This window comes from Aneurinibacillus sp. XH2 (genome assembly GCF_001439585.2).
Classification (GTDB): Bacteria; Bacillota; Bacilli; order Aneurinibacillales; family Aneurinibacillaceae; genus Aneurinibacillus; species Aneurinibacillus thermoaerophilus.
Window position 1 is genome coordinate 3,034,472 of sequence record NZ_CP014140.1, and the last position, 20,529, is coordinate 3,055,000.

23 protein-coding genes, 1 pseudogene and 1 riboswitch are annotated in these 20,529 nt (G+C 43.8%); of the genes and pseudogenes, 5 read left to right on the plus strand and 19 right to left on the minus strand.

The window, feature by feature from the left end:
* Nucleotides 1-38: 38 nt before the first annotated feature.
* From ACH33_RS15080 to ACH33_RS15090, 3 genes are all read right to left on the minus strand, one after another.
* Entirely contained in the window at nt 39-236 is a 198-nt protein-coding gene (locus ACH33_RS15080; RefSeq protein ID WP_057899761.1) for a hypothetical protein, read from the minus strand.
* Between the two features lie 526 nt (nt 237-762).
* On the minus strand, nt 763-1,092 hold the full coding sequence (locus ACH33_RS15085; RefSeq protein WP_057899762.1) for a hypothetical protein: 330 nt from the start codon (nt 1,090-1,092) through the stop codon (nt 763-765).
* 14 nt (nt 1,093-1,106) lie between these two features.
* Entirely contained in the window at nt 1,107-1,346 is a 240-nt protein-coding gene (locus tag ACH33_RS15090) for a helix-turn-helix transcriptional regulator (protein WP_057899763.1), read from the minus strand.
* A 164-nt stretch (nt 1,347-1,510) separates the two neighbouring features.
* Between ACH33_RS15090 and ACH33_RS15095 the strand changes: the two genes are divergently transcribed.
* The 4 genes and pseudogenes from ACH33_RS15095 to ACH33_RS20190 form a co-directional block, all read left to right on the plus strand.
* The gene (locus tag ACH33_RS15095) at nt 1,511-1,882 is read left to right on the plus strand and encodes a helix-turn-helix domain-containing protein (RefSeq protein ID WP_057899764.1); all 372 of its coding nucleotides are present in this window, start codon (nt 1,511-1,513) and stop codon (nt 1,880-1,882) included.
* A gap of 13 nt (nt 1,883-1,895) precedes the next feature.
* Complete coding sequence (locus ACH33_RS15100; RefSeq protein ID WP_057899765.1) at nt 1,896-2,201, plus strand: hypothetical protein; 306 nt, start codon at nt 1,896-1,898, stop codon at nt 2,199-2,201.
* 198 nt (nt 2,202-2,399) lie between these two features.
* Nucleotides 2,400-2,933 carry an ImmA/IrrE family metallo-endopeptidase gene (locus ACH33_RS15105; RefSeq protein WP_057899766.1) on the plus strand — a complete coding sequence of 178 codons (534 nt, stop codon included), beginning with the start codon at nt 2,400-2,402 and terminating at the stop codon, nt 2,931-2,933.
* An 82-nt stretch (nt 2,934-3,015) separates the two neighbouring features.
* Nucleotides 3,016-3,888, plus strand: a pseudogene (locus tag ACH33_RS20190) (recombinase family protein); the annotation flags it as partial.
* 433 nt (nt 3,889-4,321) lie between these two features.
* On the opposite strand, the gene yhbH reads toward ACH33_RS20190, so the two are convergent.
* The 12 genes from yhbH to rnhA all read right to left on the minus strand — a co-directional run bounded on the left by yhbH (nt 4,322) and on the right by rnhA (nt 16,009).
* Nucleotides 4,322-5,611 carry a sporulation protein YhbH gene (gene yhbH / locus ACH33_RS18835; RefSeq protein ID WP_236781902.1) on the minus strand — a complete coding sequence of 430 codons (1,290 nt, stop codon included), beginning with the start codon at nt 5,609-5,611 and terminating at the stop codon, nt 4,322-4,324.
* Between the two features lie 23 nt (nt 5,612-5,634).
* Nucleotides 5,635-7,533 (minus strand): PrkA family serine protein kinase, encoded by a 1,899-nt coding sequence (locus tag ACH33_RS15115; RefSeq protein ID WP_062731162.1) that lies wholly within the window; start codon nt 7,531-7,533, stop codon nt 5,635-5,637.
* A 328-nt stretch (nt 7,534-7,861) separates the two neighbouring features.
* Nucleotides 7,862-8,155 carry an antibiotic biosynthesis monooxygenase family protein gene (locus tag ACH33_RS15120; RefSeq protein ID WP_236781903.1) on the minus strand — a complete coding sequence of 98 codons (294 nt, stop codon included), beginning with the start codon at nt 8,153-8,155 and terminating at the stop codon, nt 7,862-7,864.
* A gap of 350 nt (nt 8,156-8,505) precedes the next feature.
* Nucleotides 8,506-9,309 carry a MetQ/NlpA family ABC transporter substrate-binding protein gene (locus ACH33_RS15125; RefSeq protein WP_057899770.1) on the minus strand — a complete coding sequence of 268 codons (804 nt, stop codon included), beginning with the start codon at nt 9,307-9,309 and terminating at the stop codon, nt 8,506-8,508.
* Nucleotides 9,310-9,457: 148 nt separating this feature from the next.
* A riboswitch (SAM riboswitch) is annotated at nt 9,458-9,571 on the minus strand.
* Nucleotides 9,572-9,658: 87 nt separating this feature from the next.
* The gene (locus ACH33_RS15130) at nt 9,659-10,384 is read right to left on the minus strand and encodes an HAD family hydrolase (protein WP_057899771.1); all 726 of its coding nucleotides are present in this window, start codon (nt 10,382-10,384) and stop codon (nt 9,659-9,661) included.
* A gap of 164 nt (nt 10,385-10,548) precedes the next feature.
* Entirely contained in the window at nt 10,549-11,013 is a 465-nt protein-coding gene (gene trmL / locus ACH33_RS15135; protein ID WP_057899772.1) for a tRNA (uridine(34)/cytosine(34)/5-carboxymethylaminomethyluridine(34)-2'-O)-methyltransferase TrmL, read from the minus strand.
* 136 nt (nt 11,014-11,149) lie between these two features.
* On the minus strand, nt 11,150-11,548 hold the full coding sequence (locus tag ACH33_RS15140) for an RDD family protein (RefSeq protein ID WP_082706096.1): 399 nt from the start codon (nt 11,546-11,548) through the stop codon (nt 11,150-11,152).
* 40 nt (nt 11,549-11,588) lie between these two features.
* The gene (sppA, locus tag ACH33_RS15145) at nt 11,589-12,566 is read right to left on the minus strand and encodes a signal peptide peptidase SppA (RefSeq protein WP_057899773.1); all 978 of its coding nucleotides are present in this window, start codon (nt 12,564-12,566) and stop codon (nt 11,589-11,591) included.
* A 73-nt stretch (nt 12,567-12,639) separates the two neighbouring features.
* Nucleotides 12,640-13,602, minus strand: a complete 963-nt coding sequence (locus ACH33_RS15150; protein WP_057899774.1) for an amidase domain-containing protein — start codon at nt 13,600-13,602, stop codon at nt 12,640-12,642.
* 172 nt (nt 13,603-13,774) lie between these two features.
* Nucleotides 13,775-14,311: a methylated-DNA--[protein]-cysteine S-methyltransferase gene (locus ACH33_RS15155; protein ID WP_057899775.1), complete on the minus strand. Its 537-nt coding sequence runs from the start codon at nt 14,309-14,311 to the stop codon at nt 13,775-13,777.
* 66 nt (nt 14,312-14,377) lie between these two features.
* Complete coding sequence (gene queG / locus ACH33_RS15160; RefSeq protein WP_057899776.1) at nt 14,378-15,547, minus strand: tRNA epoxyqueuosine(34) reductase QueG; 1,170 nt, start codon at nt 15,545-15,547, stop codon at nt 14,378-14,380.
* 27 nt (nt 15,548-15,574) lie between these two features.
* A complete protein-coding gene (gene rnhA / locus ACH33_RS15165; protein WP_057899777.1) occupies nt 15,575-16,009 on the minus strand; it encodes a ribonuclease HI in 435 nt (144 codons plus the stop codon).
* A gap of 99 nt (nt 16,010-16,108) precedes the next feature.
* Here rnhA and ACH33_RS15170 point away from each other — a divergent pair, with 99 nt between their 5' ends.
* Nucleotides 16,109-16,795, plus strand: a complete 687-nt coding sequence (locus ACH33_RS15170; RefSeq protein ID WP_236781904.1) for a B3/B4 domain-containing protein — start codon at nt 16,109-16,111, stop codon at nt 16,793-16,795.
* Nucleotides 16,796-16,841: 46 nt separating this feature from the next.
* Here ACH33_RS15170 and ACH33_RS15175 read toward each other — a convergent pair whose 3' ends face one another.
* The 4 genes from ACH33_RS15175 to ACH33_RS15190 all read right to left on the minus strand — a co-directional run bounded on the left by ACH33_RS15175 (nt 16,842) and on the right by ACH33_RS15190 (nt 20,502).
* A complete protein-coding gene (locus ACH33_RS15175; protein ID WP_236781905.1) occupies nt 16,842-18,176 on the minus strand; it encodes a purine/pyrimidine permease in 1,335 nt (444 codons plus the stop codon).
* 19 nt (nt 18,177-18,195) lie between these two features.
* On the minus strand, nt 18,196-18,876 hold the full coding sequence (locus ACH33_RS15180) for a uracil-DNA glycosylase (protein WP_057899778.1): 681 nt from the start codon (nt 18,874-18,876) through the stop codon (nt 18,196-18,198).
* 441 nt (nt 18,877-19,317) lie between these two features.
* Nucleotides 19,318-19,527, minus strand: a complete 210-nt coding sequence (locus tag ACH33_RS15185) for an alpha/beta-type small acid-soluble spore protein (RefSeq protein WP_091259837.1) — start codon at nt 19,525-19,527, stop codon at nt 19,318-19,320.
* Between the two features lie 234 nt (nt 19,528-19,761).
* Nucleotides 19,762-20,502 (minus strand): uracil-DNA glycosylase, encoded by a 741-nt coding sequence (locus tag ACH33_RS15190; RefSeq protein ID WP_062731163.1) that lies wholly within the window; start codon nt 20,500-20,502, stop codon nt 19,762-19,764.
* Nucleotides 20,503-20,529 lie beyond the last annotated feature (27 nt).

The following is a 20,529-nucleotide window of genomic DNA, read 5'->3' on the forward strand; positions in this document are numbered from 1 at the left end:
TTCAGTTTTCAAAGCTTGTCTACTCAAAAAAAGGAAAGTCAAGCTGAATCAGATTTTTCTTTTTCTATGTGATGTAGAGCGCGAATCCATGCTCTTTTCATCATCCGCACTTCCGGCAGAGAATCATTGTCTTGGAACCACTGTGCTTGTTCCTCTGCTGTCATAAACGGGAGTGCTGAACGAATCTTAATGGTCGTGTTGCCAATTTGCGTTTCAAAGCAAGGACGGTCTTCCATTTGCTCATTCCCCCTTGCTCTATGTGTATGAGTTTGGGGAAGAAGGACAACCCACATACTTTTTCACCTCCTTACCAACCGAGGCTGCTTTTGGTAATCAAAGTGGGGAAAAATTGACGATATTTAGATTTGTAGAATTTTCCTATCTCTCTGTAAAATTATGGTGTTCGGAAGAACGAGGACTTTGGCGAGTTGGAGTTCTTCCGAGTTCGAATATACAGGAGGTGAAAATATGGATAATTTCATGGGTTAACGATTTTGTTCTTACAAAATTCATTGAATCTTGCTGACCATAAAACAACCGAAGACTGCGCTCGTCTTTATTTCAAAACCTACTTAAGAATCAAGGAGGTTTGTAACGATCAAGAAAAACTATGAAAGGAAAACAATCCATCTTCTAAAAAGGAAAAAAACAATGTCGGGTAGATTTAATCTTTTGATTGCTTAGATGTAACTAGATAAGCTAATCGTCCAAATCCAGCGACGCTGGAAATTACGCCTTGAAGCGTGTCTGTCTCACCTCCTTTCAGTCTGAGTGCCTTCTTTGCTTTAACCGTTGCGCTAGCACTTCGGCGATTTCTTCATCTGGGAATTCGTTCAAAATTTCAGCCAACGTTTTTGGTGACTCGACCTTCTCAATCCAGTTATCTATTTCATGCGCTACCATTCCGTACTGGCTTGCTCCCTGTTCGATAAGGAAGTCGAACTTGTACTCGATTGGCTCTTTGCCATACCTCATGTATGGAATAGTAGCGATAACGCGACATGGTACTTCCAGTTGATTCTCATACACCGCTTGCTTAACTTGACCTTTAATGCAAGCAAGATGATCGAAGGTGAAATAATGTGTTTTCAAGCTGTGTCACCACCTTATGCCGATGTTTTTTGTTGCTGATTTAGCAATGATATTGTCAAAAAAAGGTCTTCGATATTACATTTCAACAATTGGGCTAGTAGTGGTAAATGTTCAGCACGAAAAGCGTAATCTCCATTTTCATACTTTAAATATGTAGATGGAGACTTAAACCCGAAATTATCTGCCATATTCGCTAGAGTAAGCTTTAATTCTACTCTTCGTTTTTTAACAAAAGGGAGATTAAGTTTTTTCATGTTCCTTCCTCCTTTCTCGTTTCACTTTTAGCAACTTTCTTGTCTTTATTATACGTTTCTATATTAGCAACGTCAAGTAATTAATTTCTCTTTTAGCAACATTATTTTTTTCTATATCAGAAACATGTTAAAATTACATTGTTAAAATAAAAGGTGGTGAGCAAGTGGGTAACGGTATTGGTAATATTATAAAAAAACTTAGGGAACAGCGAGATTGGACCCAAAGAGAGCTAGCCCGAAGAGCAAATATTAACTATAGTGTATTATCTAGAATTGAGTCTGGAAAAAGACCTGTAGAAGACAGTGAAATCAAGCTGTTCGCTGATATCTTTGATGTTTCTGCTGATTATCTCTTAGGCCGTACCAACGATCCATCACCAAAAGAATCCGATAAAAAAATGAACCTCTTCTTCTATGATGGACTGGAAGGATATGAAGACCTTTCGCCTGAAGAGCAGGAAGCCTTTCGTGAACATATGTATGAAGAAGCGAGACAAGCTATTGAGCTCGTTAAGAAGCTAAAGAAAAAGAAATAAAGAGGGGGCCAAAATGTCTGACAAACTTGACTTGATTCTTCAAAAACTTACTCAGATGGATAGCCGTATTTCGGCGATTGAAACAGGACAAAAACAAATACAGCAACAACTTATTCAAACAAACGAAATCGTAAAAGCGATTCAGGAACGACAGGAGGAAGCTGATGCTAAGTTAGATGCTCTGACAAATGATATTCATGATCGCTTTGACAAAACTGACCGAACACTCCGCTTTCTCGAATCTGACTTTGATGTGATGTACAAAAAGATAAGTGAGCATGAAAGAGAAATTAGTCGCCTGAAACGCCTTGGACAATAAACAATGACCCTGCCTGACCAGTTGGACAAGCAGGGAATTATTATAGACATCAAAGAAAATTATTACATAAATGTAAAGGGATATGAAAAAATGATGAAACGTCCAGAATAAACTATTTTTTTCTAAACACACCCTTCTTGGGCTTTTCTTTTTACACAAAAACAAGAACATATGTTAGCATCAGGGAGAGGACGAGACATGCTAAAATACTATAGACAAGGACTAACCGAAACATGGATCGAGCAATTGTATAAACAAAATGGTATTCTAACTCCACAAGATTTAAGCATTAAAAACCTGACACGAATCTTCTCTGTATTCCTACTCCCTACCTTCGGCCCGACACGTTCTACTGAACAGGATGGAATTCGGGTTATCTTAATGACGGAAGGGTTGAATAAATCTGAGTTTAAGAAACGTTTTTTTCATGAGCTATGCCACATGTTGCGCCATGAAGGCGATCAGTTCATGATGCCTCACACATGGCGCGAATTTTTGGAAATGGATGCTAAGCGATTCACAAGCTTGGCAATGATGCCATTCTTTATGATGAAAAAACTAGAACCTTACGATTGGCATCCAGTTCGCTTGGCTACAATATTCCGCGTCTCTTATGAATATGCTTGCGAACGTCTTACCTACATTCGAAACCGAATTGAAGCAAACTATTTAGTCGAACAAGAGGCTAAAAAAATTTTATCCCAAAAACAGAACGTACATTCATATTATTAACAATCTCAACTGTACAGTTCACAGAAAATCTGACAAACATCTCAAGCGACAAGTGTTACAATCATGAAGAGGTGAATTGTACATGTACCGTCCTACTGGCAAAGATGTTTTCATTTATCTACGAAAAAGTAGGAAAGATATCGAGGAAGAAAAAAAGGCCCTGGAAAATGGCCGGCAATACGATACGCTTTCTAAACACAGAAAGGAACTGCTGGAGCTCGTCAAGCGTGAACAACACAACGTCATCGATATCTTTGAAGAAGTTGTGTCCGGTGAATTTCTTTCTGAGCGTCATGTTGCACAGGAAATGCTTCGTCAGGTAGAAGAAGGCGCTGTTGAAGGCGTCGTCGTTATGGACTTAGACCGTTTGGGTCGTGGTGATATGATTGACGCAGGAACAATCTTCCGCGCTTTCAAATTCTCCGATACGCTCATCATCACTCCGAACGAAGTGATTGACTGTAATTCTGAAGGCGCTGAGCTTCTTTTCGGTGTTAAATCCATTATTGCCCGCGAAGAACTCAAGCAGATCAACAAACGTCTGCAAGGTGGCCGCCGCCGTTCCGCAAAGGATGGAAAATCTATTACGCGCAAACCACCGTATGGATATATACGTGATGAGAATTTGAAGCTTCACCCTCACCCGGAAGAGGCACCAGTTGTACGCAAAATCTTCGAATTGGCCGCAGAAGGAAACGGACGGCAGGCTGTCGTAAAAAAATTAGAACTACTCGGCATTCAGCCACCAGAAGGAAAGGTATGGGAGCAGTCTACCATCAGCTATATCATCAAGAATGAAGTCTATCTGGGACATATCGTTTGGGGAAAACATAAATATATCAAACGAAACGGCAAGAGAATACGAAAAAACGTTCCTCCAGAACTTTGGATTCGTCATGAAAACGCACATGAGCCAATCATATCAAAAGATTTATTCGAGCAGGCAAATCTAGCCCTAAGTGGCCGTTATCGCACGCCAACAAAAGAAGGCAGTCAGTTAACCAATCCGCTTGCTGGCATTGTAAAATGTAGCGTTTGTGGACGTTCCTTGCGTTATGTTTATTCAAAAGAGAGAAGGCCGCAGTTAAGATGTATCAATCTACACTGTCAATCTGTTCAGAAAGGGGCGCTTTTTCATCTTATTGAAGAACGGGTTATCAATTCTCTTCATATGCTTGTCGAACAGGCGACGCTTCAGCAGGACGAGCTGGCCGCTTCGTTACAAAAAGAGGAATCTATAATTGAACGCAAGCAAAAACAAATCAGCAAACTTGAAAGAGAGATTCAAGAGTTGCACGGAATGAGAGATACAGCATTTGAAATGCTAGAAAAGAAGGTGTACACAGAAGAGATATTTTTGCAGCGTCACCAGACTATTTCACAAAAAATCAAAGAAGCAGAAGCAAACATTGAGCAACTAAAAAAAGAAATAGAGCTGGAAGAAGCCCAGCTCCACCATCAGAAAAATATACTGCCTCAAATCCAGAAGGTTGTTGATACATACTGGGAAATTGAAAGCCCGGTTGAAAAAAACCATTTGTTGAAATCCATATTGGAAAAAGTATACTACACTCGCAAGAAAGAATGGACAAAAAAAGATCAGTTTGAACTTGAAATTGTGCCGAGGCTTCCGATTTAGGCGGCCTCGATTTATATATATCATCAAGAAATGTACTGTTAACCTCACCATATCCGAACATATTGCACCTTGCCATTAGCTCTTTTACCAGCTTCACGCAACGATCATTGTCTGATGTCAAATTATCGCCGTCTGAAAAATGAAATGGATAAATATTATACAGAGATGGTGGGTAACGGCTATCGATAATCTCAAGCGCTTTACGATAGGCGGACGAGCAAATCGTGCCCCCGCTCTCACCTTTGGAAAAGAACGCTTCTTCCGTTACTTCTTTCGCTTCGGTATGGTGTGCAATAAATACAATTTCCACCTTCTCATACTTCGTGCGCAAAAATCGGGTCATCCAGAAAAAAAAGCTACGCGCTACGTACTTTTCCAACGCCCCCATCGAACCTGAAGTGTCCATCATTGCGATGATAACCGCGTTGGAGTGTGGTCTGACGATTTCTTCCCATGTTTTGAAACGCAAATCTTCATCAATAATGTTTTTAATTCCTTTGTATCCTTCTCGCGCATTGCGACGCAGCGCCTCCAAAATCGTACGCTTTTTGTCAATATTTCCTATCAATCCTTTTTTCCTTACATCATTAAAGCGAATATCGGTAACGATCACTTGATCCTCTTGTTTTTGTTGAAGATTCGGCAATTCCATTTCGGCGAATAGCATCTCTTCCAGCTCTTCTACTGAAATCTCCGCCTCATAGTAATCTATGCCAGGCTGATCGCCTGCGCCCGGCCCCTGACCCGCTCCGCTTTCTCGTGCAATCACGTCGCCAACTTTAGAATCGCCATCACCTTGGCCGACATGTTTACTTTTGTTGTAATTATATCTAATACGATATTCATCAAGAGAACGGATCGGGATTTTTACAACATCCCGTCCGTTCGACATAACAATGCTTTCTTCATTTATTAAATCAGGAAGATTTTGTTTGATTGCTTCCTTCACCTTTTCCTGGTGGCGTTGCTGATCCTGATGACCTTTACGGTGCAGCGACCAATCTTCACGTGAAATGATAAACGGTGGTTCTTGTTTCATAAAATTTCCCCCTTTTTCACCGCTTATCGATTCAAAAGACTGCCCACATAACGCAAGAGTTCGTTTGCACAAATCGGGCAGTATCCATGCTCGTCAATCAAGCGCGCGGTTACTTCATTTACTTTCTTCAACTGCACTTCGTCCGGCGTTTTGGTTGAGGTCGTGATTTTGACAACATCTTTCAAATCAGCAAATAACTTCTTCTCGATCGCTTCGCGCAGTCGTTCATGACTGTTATAGTCGAATCGCTTGCCTTTACGCGCATAAGCAGAAATCCGGATGAGTATCTCTTCACGGAATGCTTTTTTCGCATTCTCCGAGATGCCAATCTGTTCCTCAATCGACCGCATAAGTTTTTCATCCGCGTCCATTTCTTCACCGGTAATAGGGTCACATACCTTCGTTTTGTTGCAATAGGACTCTACGTTATCAAGATAGTTATCCAAAAGGGTTTTCGCAGATTCTTCATACGAGTAAACAAACGCTTTTTGTACTTCTTTTTTGGCTAACTCGTCATACTCCTTGCGCGCAATGTTAATGAATGTAAGGTAGCGTTCTTTATCTTCCTTTGTAATGGTAGGTGACTGATCCAAGCCATCCTTGAGCGCCCGCAAAATATCAAGGGCATTGATGCATTCGGTATCGCGGCGAATAAGAGCACTAGAAATACGATTAATAACATAACGCGGGTCAATGCCAGACATGCCCTCATCCGGAAATTCGCTTTGCAGTTCCTTAATGTCTGAGTCTTTGAATCCTTCCACAGCGTCCCCGTTATACAACCGCATTTTCTTCAACAAATCAACGCCCTGCTTCTTCGATTCCTTCAAGCGTGTCAAAGTGGAGAAAATCGCTGCAGCACGCAGGGAATGCGGCGCGATATGGACGTGTCCAAGGTCGCTTTGTCTAATTAGCTTCCCATAAATTTTCTCCTCATCCGATACGCGCAAGTTATACGGAATGCGCATCACGATCATCCGGGATTGGAGGGCTTCATTTTTCTTATTACTGATAAATGCTTTGTACTCTGATTCGTTTGTATGGGCAACGATAAGCTCGTCAGCGGAAATAAGGGCGAAACGGCCAGCTTTAAAGTTTCCTTCTTGGGTAAGCGAAAGCAAATTCCAGAGGAATTTCTCATCGCACTTCAGCATCTCCTGAAATTCCATCAGACCACGATTCGCTTTGTTCAATTCCCCGTCAAAACGATACGCGCGCGGGTCAGATTCGGAGCCATACTTTATAATCGTTGAAAAGTCGATGCTTCCCGTAAGATCGGCAATATCCTGCGATTTCGGATCAGACGGACTAAATGTTCCAATGCCGCACCGTTTTGCTTCCGAGAAAACGATGCGTTCGACTGGCATATCTTCGATGTGACCGCCATATTCTGTTTCAAGACGCATCTGGTTATATGGAGACAGATTACCTTCAATCTTAATGCCAAGCTCCCTTTCGAATTCCGGGCGCAATTCATGCGGTATCAAATGTAGCGGATCTTCCTGCATCGGGCAATCTTTAATCGCGTATACCGCTCCTTCATCGGTGCGTGTATACTGTTCAAGGCCGCGCTTAAGCATCGTAACAATGGTTGATTTTCCTCCGCTGACCGGTCCCATCAACAACAAAATCCTCTTACGAACATCAAGACGCATAGCGGCTGAATGGAAATACTCCTCCACCAACTTCTCAATCGCACGGTCTAGGCCAAAAATTTCATCGCTAAAAAATTTATATCGTTTCGTGCCGTCTTCATTATATTCAATCCCGGCGTGCTTAATCATGTTATACACCCGGGCGTGTGCGGTCTGGGCCACGTGCGGATTCTTTCTTACGATCTCTAAGTACTCAGCGAATGTTCCTTCCCATTTTATCTTTTCTTCACGTGCACGGTGTTCTGCAATCCGCTTCAGGATATCCATCGGGCACTCCTCTCCTTTTCTTCTACGGAATGGTCATTCTTAGGGCGCTTTTTACTATCTTATTCTGAAAATGCAGATGACATGCTAGCAGGTTTTTCACCATAAAGATTTTTATCCGGCTTACATACTTGCAAAAACCCTTGCTATTCCAGCTATAACATATGACCATTTGTATAAAGTTAAGCCAGTAGTTCTTATTAGTATTTATATATATATGACGGAACGACCCGAATGTAGAATCACTGCTTAAGCAAAAATTGCAGGCAGGGTATTAAAAAACACCAGCCCCGCTATAGGTCTGGTGTTTCAACTTATATCCCGATTCAATTTATTTGTCGTATGTAGCACCATGCAACACTTCGTAAATTTCCAGTTGCGATCCGGTAGCCGGATTATTGTTGGAAGCGTGCGCATGAGCCTGACGAAATCCTTCGCTTTCGGTCCACGCTCGGAACGATTCTTCACTATCCCATTTCGTATACACGATCTGCTTGTCCGCACCTTTTGCGCTTAAAAACTGGAATTCCAGACAACCGGGTACCTGTTTCATCCGCTCCACGCTTTTAGCAAACATCTCTGCCATCCGCTCCTTGCCTTCAGCGGGGACTTGCAACACATTCATCACAACATACATTTGTAAAGCTCACCTCCGTAAAGTATCGCTCCTTTTCAATATAGCAAATCACTCCGTTAATTTCCAATGTAAGCGCATTATCTTTAACAAGATTGTCTTTTCTGCGATATTCCAAAGTATGACACAATCCATTATAATAAAGATGAAATAGGCTTGGGAAAGGAGACAAAGAAATGGTTATCATCTTGCTTGTCTCAGTCATGTTACTTGGTGCGATCTTCACAGCTGGTTATAACGAAGACAAAACTTGGGGACTATGAAATATAAGAACTCCGCATCTTTTATAAAGAGCGGAGTTCTTGCGTTAGGCAAAAAGGGCAAGCCGGTTGTCTCGCTTCTTAGAATACCGGAATAACTGCACCTTTATATTTTTCTTCGATAAACTTCTTCACATCGTCTGATTTCAGTACTTGAATCAGCTTCTTAATCTCCTCGCGGTTTTCATCGCCTTCTCTAACAGCGATAATGTTAGCAAACGTTTTGGCGGCCTCGGAATCTTTGTTTTCTACCGCAAGCGCCTGGTCGAACGTCAGACCGCCTTCCATCGCGTAGTTTCCATTAATGACTGCGTAATCCACTTCATTGATCGCCCGCGGCAGCATGGAAGCTTGCATTTCCGTAATTTTGATCTTTTTCGGATTCTGGATAATATCCTGTTTCGTCAAGCTGTTTAGCTCTTTGCCGGGCGTCAGTTTAATCCAGCCTTTCGATTCCAGCAATTTCAATGCGCGTGCACCGTTGGATACATCGTCTGGAATCGCTACAACTGCACCTTGTTTCGGTTCAGGCGCCTTTTCTTTGCCTGGGTACAGTCCCATCGGTTCCAAGTGAATGCCATCCAATGCTTTGATATGAGTGCCATGTTTTTTATTGAAATCTTCAAGATAAGGAATGGTTTGGAAATAGTTCGCATCAAGCTGTTTTTCTTCAAGCGCCGTGTTCGGCAGCACATAGTCTGTAAATTCTTTTACTTCCATCTCCACGCCTTGCTCTTTTAATTTATCCTGTACAAACTTAAGAATTTCCGCATGCGGAACAGAGCTTGCACCGACCACAATTTTCTTCCCATTACCTTCCCCGCCGCATGCCGCGAGCAAACCGACGGTGAGCAACAAAACGACAGATACAATCCATTTTTTCATCGTCTTTTACCCCTCTTTACTCTCAATTCATTTCTAATTTTCTATGTCTGGCAAAGGTGTCGGTTCGTATCGCGCACATGGGCCCGATATGCGTGATACAAAAACCCCTCTCCGGCAGAGCGAAGAGGGGTTATATCTTAACCTCGAACTCTTATCTGCCAGGATAGAAAAATCCTGCTGGAATTGGCACAGCATTTTCCGCTCAAGGAAAATCCGCTGCCGGGCTTCATTGGGCCAGTCCCTCCGCCTCTCTCGATAAGCGAGAAGTATTTAATTATTATGCTGAGAACTATATTACGTGTCTTATGCACTCTTGTCAATTATTTTTCTAATAAAATGTTTTTGTTAATTATTCGGAAAAAATTCCGTTGCGTGAAATAAGTTGATCGTACAGCTCTTGCAGCGTACCGGAAGCATCCACCCGGTATTGTGGCACACCGCGATCAATCTTGTAATCTTCGACAAGAAATGTCTTCAAACCAACTTCCGCCGCTACCATATCCTGTTGCATATCATTGCCGACCATGATAGCATACTTCGGCTTTATGCCAATCCGTTCACAAATTTCCAGGAAATATTTCGGGTTCGGCTTACAATAATGGGATGACTCAAAAACGGTTACATGAATAAAATCATTTTCCTTGAGACCAGCCCACTTCATCCGCTCGCGAATAGCAACGTCGGGAAATATCGGATTGGTAGCCACAACAAGCTTGTAGCCCTGCTTTTTCGCTTCCTCTACGACTTGAAGCGCGTACGGGTGCGGTTCAATATCTTCCTTCAACCGCGGAAACTCTTCCGCATAAAACTTATCAAACACAGGCCAGATGGCTTCCTGTTCTAAGCCGCATAACGAAAGGAAATGGTCACGGAAAATCTCTTCGTTCGTCCGTTCTGCCCTGTCATCTGTCATCATGTACTTGGTCGCCTGCCACACAGACTTGACCAACAATTCCGGATCGACAATATGAGCGGTATATTCCCCCAGCCTCTTCATATACCTGTGAACAAAAGCTTCTGTGTCCAATGCCAACAACGTTCCGTCCAGATCAAATAGCATCGCTCTTTCCGCCATTCCCGGATCCTCCTTTTACTGTTTCCACTGCTGAGCGATATGCTCTTTCTATTCTTGTACAAATCCCGATAATTGCAGCCTGTCTGTTTCGCACGGTCGATAATAATGAACATGCGGAATTTATTCCTTCGATAATATATACCTCCAAACTTCTGTATCCCGTTTTACTTCATGCCAGGGTAACCTATTTGTCTAAGACCTTCATACAATACAATCGCCGCTGTATTAGACAGATTAAGTGAACGAGTCGCATCGCCCATCGGGATGCGTATCGTTTGTCCGGGATATTGCGAAAGAATCTCTTGCGGAATACCGGTTGTTTCCTTACCGAAAACAAAAAAATCACCATCCCTGTATTCTACCTCGGAATGGTATCTCGCTCCACTCGTCTCGACAAAAAAGAGCCGTCCTTCCCTGTGCTGCGCTGCGAAATCGGCGAACGATTTATAGTATGTAATATCGACCGCATGCCAATAATCAAGCCCTGCCCGCTTTAAATATCTATCGTCCGTGGAAAAACCGAGCGGCTCGATTAAATGAAGCTTTGTCCCGGTCGCCGCACACGTGCGGGCGATATTGCCCGTATTGGCCGGTATAAGCGGCTCATGCAACACGATGTTAAACGCCATTCACCTGTTCACCTCATCTTTATCATAGCACATTCTTTGTAAAACAGAAATGAACGTACTTTCGTCTGTTGCTTTTCATCATAATATGTAAAAAAGAGCCGCTGCGCAAAATTGCGGCCCTTCTCTTCGCATTCCTTTATTTCGTCTTCACTACATATGTGCTGGCTATCTTGTCATGCCAAGCCTGTTTTTGCTTGTCGAATCCGGCCCATATAAACCCGAGGAAAAATACAATGGCGGATAGGATTTTGCCGATTGTCTCTCTTAAGACAACCGCGCCCCAACCTGCCGCGCTGCCATCCGTCCGCACTACTTTGACCCCAATAATCATTTTGCCAAGCGTCTGCCCATACAAACCAGTAAGGATAATGTAGTAGGCAAGCCCGATAAGATTCTCTATATTCCACTCTACGGAAAATGTCTCGGACGAAGTTAACCCTAAAATATACATAACTGCCATCAGCACAATAGCGTCAATCAAGGCTGCCAAAAAACGAATCCAAAATCCGGCGTACCGCATGCTTTCATGTTCCATAAGCACTCCTCCTTTTGCCCGGTTGCCACCAATGTATAAACTACGGACGATAAATATACTCGAGGCTTGGTGTCCGTCTTTCTTCTTTCAGAACATCGGGTAAAGACTGCAAATTCAATGAAAAAAGTTTAGCCGAAAAAGACGAGAATATTTTAGAAAAGCCGAACGGCTCTTCGTAGCGAACAACCGTTGCTTCCTGCAAACCGGCCATTTTTCGTGCCGCCTCAGTCGCATCTTCCAATGTGCCAAATTCGTCAACCAAACCGTTCGCTTTCGCCTGCTTTCCTGTATATACCCTGCCATCGGCAAGTTGAAGAACCTTTTCCCGTGGCATCTTTCGGCCTTCCGCAATTACTGAAACAAACTGCTGATAACTTTCATTAATCATATTTTGCAATAATGCCTGTTCATCTTGCGTCATTTCGCGCATCGGATTTCCAATATCCTTGAACTTACCACTCTTAATTACAACTTCTTTAACCCCGTATTTTTCTGCAAGCTCACCGTAGTTCAAATACGAAGCGATCACGCCGAGACTACCAGTCAGCGTGGACGGATTGGCAAAGATTTTATCTCCAGCTGTTGCAATATAATAGCCGCCAGAGGCCGCATATGAACCCATGCTAATAACAATCGGCTTTTTCGTTTCCGCTTTAATCTGTTTGAGTTTACGATACAATTCATCCGTCGGAACAACTGCTCCGCCCGGCGAGTTAATCCGAATAACGAACGCTTTAACCTTCGGGTCATCCTTCCCCTGGTTCAACTGGGAAATAAGCGCTTCGTAATCAAATGAACTATTCCAGCTTGTTTCTTCCGAGATCACGCCTTCTACATATAGTTGCAATATCTTGTCGGAGCCGCTTCCTGATACGATTTCCTCTTGCCACAATTTCGGGGCAGAAGCAGATATCGTATCGCCCCGCAATATTTGAAGGAACAGCGCCGCTCCTACTATGACTACAACGATTGCAAGCGCAATCCACCTCCGTTTGTTCATATTGCTCATAACAATCATTCACTTCCTCCTTATCTGCATATCATCCTTCCTCTTTTCTTTACGAATCATCCGTTCAAAAGATTCAATTCGTTTATAAAATATGAAAAAAACGATACTGAATGCGCGGTGTATAAGCGGTTGAATCATGATAGTCCCAATAGCGATGGCGACTGTTCGTCGTATGGGCGTTCACAAGTGGCATACCCTGGCTGTCTTTGGCCACAACAATAGTGGAATGCTGCCACCGCCCGTCGCCGTCAAAATCATAGCAAATCACATCTCCTAGCGATAGTTCACCAGCGCTCGTTTTCACTTCGGTTTTAATATGGCCTCCCTTTTCGAGATACCAGCGAAAACTGTGCGCAACCGCCCAACTATGACTCCACTGTGCCGATGGGCTGTTTCCTCCTCTATACCACCAACCTGTCGCCTTGTTGCCTGTATAGCGCATGGGGATTCCCCCCGCATACAAACATTGCGATATAAAGTTCGTACAATCCACGTCAAAGTGACGAAACTGTGGGTTGTAGCCGTCCCACCACGCTTCGGCATAACGCACCGCCTGAAGCCGATCGTACGTATAACGTAATCCGTGCTCACTTCCGTCCTCTACCTCATATTTGTCATTACCACCCAAACAAAGAACTTCTAATGCTTCTGATTCCCAAGCATTAAGGTGGGCGACAATCGGTTCCTCCTGCTCAACGACCCAGTTTTCCTCGCATTTTCGCAATACAATGCGTGTGCGTACTTCTTTTTCCTGCTCATACCATTGATTCTCCAGTTGATAAGCATACCATTCGTTCGCTTCAACCCGAACGATAATTTCTGTGGTACCTTCTTTTTCAATTTGGATACCACTAAGCTGCAACCGACTTTTCAGCGGACGCGCATTTCTCGCAGAAAGCTGCTGCCTGCGCCGCGCATTACAGGCCTGAATCATTTCCGCTTTTGTGCCTTCGCCCAGATAAGAATCCAGTTCTTCCGTCCCTACAATCATTCCTTTTGTCCGACATTGAAAATAGTGTTCTAGCGCCTCTCTCCATGTGGTCATTTCCTTTCTCCTTTCCAAAGCGGTCTATCTTAAAAAATATCGTTTCAAAATATGTATATGCTCCACGAAGACCAGAATAATAGCGCAAACCAAAAAAGGTGGTGTATGACGCTTTGTATGCAAGCGTCATACACCACCTTTTCCACTTCTTATTTCTTGTATTATTTATCATTTATACAAAACCGATTTCCGAACGCTCCAGTACGCCCTCCAACCGCAGCAAATATTCTTTGATATGCAACCCGCCGCCGTACCCGACAAGCGCGCCATTTGAGCCAATAACCCGATGGCACGGAATGAAAATAGACAACGGGTTTTTGTTATTAGCTCCGCCAATAGCGCGCACCGCTTTCGCAGCGTTTATTGCCAATGCAATGTCTTTGTACGATCTCGTTTCGCCATATGGAATCCTTCGTAACTGCTCCCAGACCATTTTTTGAAACGCCGTACCGTGTATGTCAAGCGGAAGGGTAAACTCACGGCGTTTGCCCGCAAAATACTCGTCTAACTGTTTTGTCGCTTCTAAGAAAAATTTCGGAGCATAGGTAATTTTCTCCGTATGAAGCCATTTCTTCGTCCAACGCACCAAAGAAAGCTTAGCTGTCTCGCTTTCGCCAAACTCTACCCAGCACATTCCAGCGTCAGCAGCGGCCAATGTAATAGGCCCGAGGGGACTTTGATACACGGTATAGTAAACTTCCGACTTCACCTAATCCCTACCTTTATACATTTTCTTTTCATCTTACCTCGGATAAAAAACGAAAATCCAGTACAATCATTCGACATTTTCTGTAAGGGACAGCGCTTTTTCTATCTCTCTAAGAACTGTTTTAACTTTTTCGCGTGTTTTCGCTTTTTTTAGAGCGGTAATTGCTGCATCGCCGCCGATTCTGCCGAGCGCCCAAGCAGCCGTTCCCCGCATCACAGGACGTTCATCATTTGTCATGATCTCAATTAAATCCGGAACCGCGCTCTTATCCTTAAAATGTGCCAAGGCTAAAATCGCATTGCGCTGAATGGGCTTCTTTCCTCTCCAAGCTCCGGATGTACGGCCAAACTTCGCAGCAAATTCTTTTTTGCTAATGGTTAAAAGCGGTTTTAACAATGGCTTGGCCATCTCCGGATCAGGAACGAATTCCGGATGATGGGTAAAATTGATTTTGCGGTTTTTGGGACAAACCTGCTGGCATGTGTCGCAGCCATATAAACGGTTGCCAACCGCCGGACGAAATGCTTCCGGAATCATATCTTTAACCTGTGTCAAAAATGCGATACAACGTTGTGAATTTAGCTGTCCCCTTTGAACGATGGCGCCCGTCGGGCAAGCATCGATGCAAATCGTGCAATCCCCACATTCGTCCTCTATCGGTTTATCCGGCGGAAACGGCGCGCTCGTCAACATTTCTCCAAGGTATACCCATGAGCCGAATTCAGGAGTGATCAGCGATGTGTTTTTGCCTACCCAGCCTAATCCGGCGCGTTCCGCCACCGCCCTGTCTGATAATGCACCCGTATCCACCATAATCTCGGTCCTAATATCAGGGACTTTTTCGTGCAGGAATTGTTCCAGCTTTTTCAGACGATCGCGCAGTACACGATGGTAGTCTTCCCCCCACGACACGCGGGCCATAATCCCCCGATAATTTCCAGGCGTCGATTTTGGCGGCGCTTCCATGCGGGAGGGGTAGGCGAGTGCAATAGCGATAATCGATTTGGCTTCCGGCATAATTTGCTCTGGATGCGTCCGTTTTTCAATATCTTTTTCTTCAAAACCGGACTCGTAACCCAGCTCACGATGTTTATACAATCTTTCTTTTAATGTTAGAAACGGGGCCGACGAGGCAAACCCGATTTTATCAATTCCAATTTTATGCGCATATGCAATGATTTCCTGCTTCAGGTGGCTCCAATCCGTCTCCGCTTGTTTGTGCTGCTTTTGTTCCATCCTGCCACCCCTTCGTTTTTCTTCCTTCTACCGGCGCACAATGGCCCCAGTCGCCAGTTCGTCGCATCGGTTGTTTAATTCGTCGTCTGCATGTCCTTTTACTTTTACATACTGTACATTGTGAATTTCCATCAGCGCCAGTAGTTCTTTCCATAAATCTTGGTTTTCCACTGGTTGCTTTTTGCTATTTTTCCAGCCGTTTTTGATCCAGCCTTTATACCAGCCCTGCTGGAAACAGTTGACAAGGTAAGCACTGTCGCTATGCAAACGTACATTGCACGGCTCTTTTAATGCTTTAAGTGCCTCTACGGCAGCTTTCAGCTCCATGCGATTGTTCGTCGTGTTATCTTCGCTACCGCACATTTCTTTGCGATGCTTCCCATATAATAACACGGCTCCCCAACCGCCGGGCCCCGGATTGCCGGAACAGGCGCCGTCCGTATAAATGATCACATCTTTCATCTTGTCCCTCTTTTTCTTTAGATTTATTTATTTAGTATATCAATTTCTCCTGTCTTTTTGGCAAATATGATAAAATACCATCAAAAAGGAGGTTGACCTGTGCAAACATATACAATGGATTCCTCCATTCGCGATAAAGTGCCCGGACTTAGGCTCGGTATTTTACATTATGATAATGTATCGCTGTCAGCCACACCCAAAATGCTGAAAGGACGCATTAATCTGTTTTTGGAAAATATACGTCATGATTATCTGGATAAACCGATAACAGAAGTCCCTGGCATTACAGAATGGCGCCGTATATTCAAAGCCTTAGGTATAGATCCTTCACGCTATCGTCCTTCCTCGGAGGCGCTTGTGCGACGCGTGCTACAAAACAAACCGTTTCACTGGATCCATACAGGCGTGGATATAAATAACTTCTTATCTTTGCAATTCGGTCTTCCGGCCGGATTGTATGACCGTGATAAAATCGAAGGAAATGTCTGCCTGCGCCTTGGAAAGAAAAGTGAAACATATAAAGGATTAAACGGGCGGGAAATTTCCTGTGCAGGAAAACTTGTGCTTGCTGACGAGCAAGGACCGTTTGGCAGCCCTTTTGTCGACTCCATACGTACAAGCGTCACGGAAGAGGCAAAACGATTAGCACATGTTTTCTACATCTATCCAGAATTTAACCGCTGGACAGACGAACAGTTGTTGAAATCGGCCGGAGAAATGTTCACTCATGTAAATGGCGGAGCATGCACGAAAGTAGACGGAAAGCCATATCTTGTTATTACATAGCGCAGCAAAAAACTCGCGAAAACTTCGCGAGTTTTTTGCTTGAAAGTTATGATTTTTGACGCATGACAACCTGTTCCATAAAAATAACCAACAGAACTCCCATAACAAGACCATTGCCAAATAGATTGCTGAAGATAGGCGGCAAGCTCCGCAACGCTTCAGGCGGAACAAACATCAGTCCGATTCCCCCCAACAATCCAAACCCGACAATTAAAATCTTTCTTTCATCCAGAATAACACGCCCGAAATCCCGCAGACCAAAACCAAGTAACTGCGTAAATGTAACGAACATGACCGCATACCCGACAGGAGACGGCAAGCCAGCAAGAATACGACTTACCGGCGGCAAGATGCCGAGTAACATCATCATGACCGAACCAACTATAAAGGGGAGACGCGAAGCGATGCGCGACACCTGAATAACACCTGCAGCGATGGAAAGGGGAACGAGACCGACGATGCCTCCGACTCCTGACAAGATATGCGCTACCCCCGTCATTATTCCCCCTCGCCGATAATTTTCTTCCTGCGGCCGCACACCTACCACTTGGCTTACAACAGCAATGCTGGCAATAAGGTTCGTCAACAAAATTAAAGCTGTAATCAGAGAAGTTAAAATCGTGCCGACATGCAATACAGGTGGCCCCCAGAAAAATAGTTTGGGTAAAGAAAATAACGCCCCTGCCTCCTGCAGCGGCTTTATCCACCCCGTCGCTAAATATATGAGCCATCCGACGACCATACTGATAAGAATAGCGAAACTGCGGATGTACTTAAACCGTGAACGAATCATGACAAACGTAAAGAAAACAAGCCCTAAAGAAACAGCGGCCAGAGCAGGCTGAACCCCACTTCCCGGCGAAAAATAATCAATACCGAGCATCCCTTTCACAACCGGGCCGCTTAGCGAGGCGGCAAGCAAAACTAAATAACTTCCACTGACAAGCGGCGTAAATATTTTCTCGATTTTCTCAATAAATCCAGTCGCTCCGAGAATAATCAGCATAATTCCTGCAACAATAAGCCCTAGTTCCAAAGATTGCGCGATTTCACGCGGCGCCTGTCCAGCAGCCATGCCGAGGTTGGCTAAAATCACGAAAATGCCCCACCACATACCAGCCGGTCCTTCTGTAATCGGCAATCGGTGACCAAATAAGATTTGCAAAAGCGATACAAGTCCTATAAAAAAAAACGTCTGCTGTACAAACTGACTCAGCTGCGATGCATGCAATCCATACATTTCCCCGATCGCCAACGGCACGACAAGAGAACTTGAAAGCGTAACAAAAAACCACTGCGATGCAGCGGTTACCGTTACTGAGAGAGGCGGCGTTTCGTTTAATCCATACAAGTTTCTACCTGATTCTAGCTGTGATCCCACTCTTCTCTCCTCCCGTTTTCTAATTTCCCTTGGCACATTCGATAGCAACCTTCAAATCTGCCCATACTTCCCGCTTTGTTTTGGCAAGGGCATCGCCCCGCTGCCGTACTACGTATGCTGGATGCCATGTGGGTACAACTTTAATTCCCTGATAGTCATACACATTGCCCCTGAACTGTGACATAGTTTTCATATCCGGAAAGAAAAATTGCAGCGCCACTTTGCCGAGTGCAAGTACCACCCGAGGCTTGATAAGTTCCAGCTCTCGCCGTAAATATTTGCTACACTCCAATGTTTCCTCCCGCATCGGGGTCCGGTTTTTCCCTTTTTCATCCGTGACCCGGCACTTCACCACATTAGTCATATATACTTGCTCGCGCCGGATTCCGGCTTTACCAAGAATAAGCGTCAGCAAAGAACCGCTGATGCCGACAAGCGGTAGGCCCCAGTTCTCTTCATCTTCTCCTGGCCCTTCGCCTACAATCATGAGCGGAGTGCCCGTGTTGCCGGTGCCTGGCACGCGATTTTTCGCGTTCTCGCATAGTTGGCAATCCATACAGTTTAGTATATGTCGACGAAGCTGTTCCATATGTACAATGCGCTCTACCTGATACAGCGCCGGTTTTACATCGTCTGGCTTGTATCCATCTTTTGTCAGACGACGGTAAAAATCCTGCATGCCTTCCGCGACATGTTTCATCCGCTTTCTCTCCCATCATGATTACATCCTTTTCTACAATACCACATTTTTTTCATATGTTAAAATAGTAGACAAAAAAACGGAGCATAGCCTTTTGCCCCAGCTCCATTTTTCATCTTTTTTGTGCCTTGCACCTGCTCTTATTTTTTGTTTGTTCACTCATCTGTACCGTTCAGGCTTCGAGCAGCTGCTCTTTCGTCTTTAGACCAGACTGCGGAATAGCATGGTTGACTACATAAAAACTTCCAGTACGGTAGTGCTTACTAAGTTGACGTTGATAATGAACCTTTCTTAACATAAAATATTCCGCTACCTTATTTCAGGCAGCGGAATATTTGCTAAGCATACTCTTCAAGAGTTGCTCCATTTTCCACGCACTTTCTGTTCTCTTTTCACGCATTGGTAACAAAAGAATACATAGCTTCAAAGCGATACAAAAAGTTATTGGATACGACCAGAAAGCTGCTGTTCAGCCATCTGCACAAGGCGCTTCGTAATTTCTCCACCTACAGAACCATTCTGGCGTGAAGTAGTATCCGGGCCAAGTGTCACACCAAACTCTGCTGCAATTTCATACTTCATCTGATCCAGCGCAGCCCGGGCTTGCGGGGCAACCAAGTTGTTCGTGTTACGTGTTTGACGTTGATTCATCATGAAAAACCTCCTAATAGTGAATATTGGTGAATGCTAGTCTTAAAATTCCTCATAGAATAAATTTTATACATAAATTACATTGGTGATTTTTACAAAAAAAGAAAATGCTATAGATGACCACTTTTATAGTCAAATACAAGCAGAATACTCTTCATCATCCTTTAAGCGTTAACATAGGGGGGAGAAGTGCAAGGATAAAAACTTTATTGTGAAAAAACATAAACATATCCTTTATAAAAGTACGCTATTTAATTTCAACTCTTCCACCGTTTTCCGTAGTTTATGCAAGTCCTGCTCAAACACTTCCTGAAGCTCCCTGCGATAGATAATCGCTGCGGGATGATACAGTGGAAACACATGATATTCTTTTTCTGACAATGTAAATTCACGGCTATCTTCTTTTTCGCCAGCATGCTGTATTGGCACAGTCAACAAAGTACCATGCACTTCGGAAATGCTATAATCAGGAACTAAACGCTTTAAAGGAGTGGAACCGAGGGTAACAATCAATTTTGGATTAACCAAGTCGATTTCCATATCAAGCCATGTTGCACAAGATCGAATCGCATGCTGAGAAGGGGGCTTATTGGACTTGGTAATTTTTTTGGTACCATCCTTTAGTATACGTACTGTTTCTTTGTAGGGACGGCAGCGGGTGGTGTTCGCAACATACATTTTGCTCCGGTCTAAGCCCGCAGAAGCCAAAAACCTATTTAAATTTTCTCCAGCTTTTCCCTGAAAGGGGCGGCCGCTTTTCATTTCTTCTGCTCCCGGGCTTTCCCCGATAAGCATAACTTCTGCATTTGGAATTCCTTCACCCGGAATAGGAGTTTGTCCTTCTTCCCGTTTCACTCCATCTTCACAACGCACACAAATTAAAAATTTCTCAGGCAATAACATGGATTCCTCCCCTTTCCCTTTTATCTTTTCCTTAAATTGCGAGATATAATCGGAAACATTTGCAGACTCCACTGATCGTTCTCCATAAATAAAAAACGC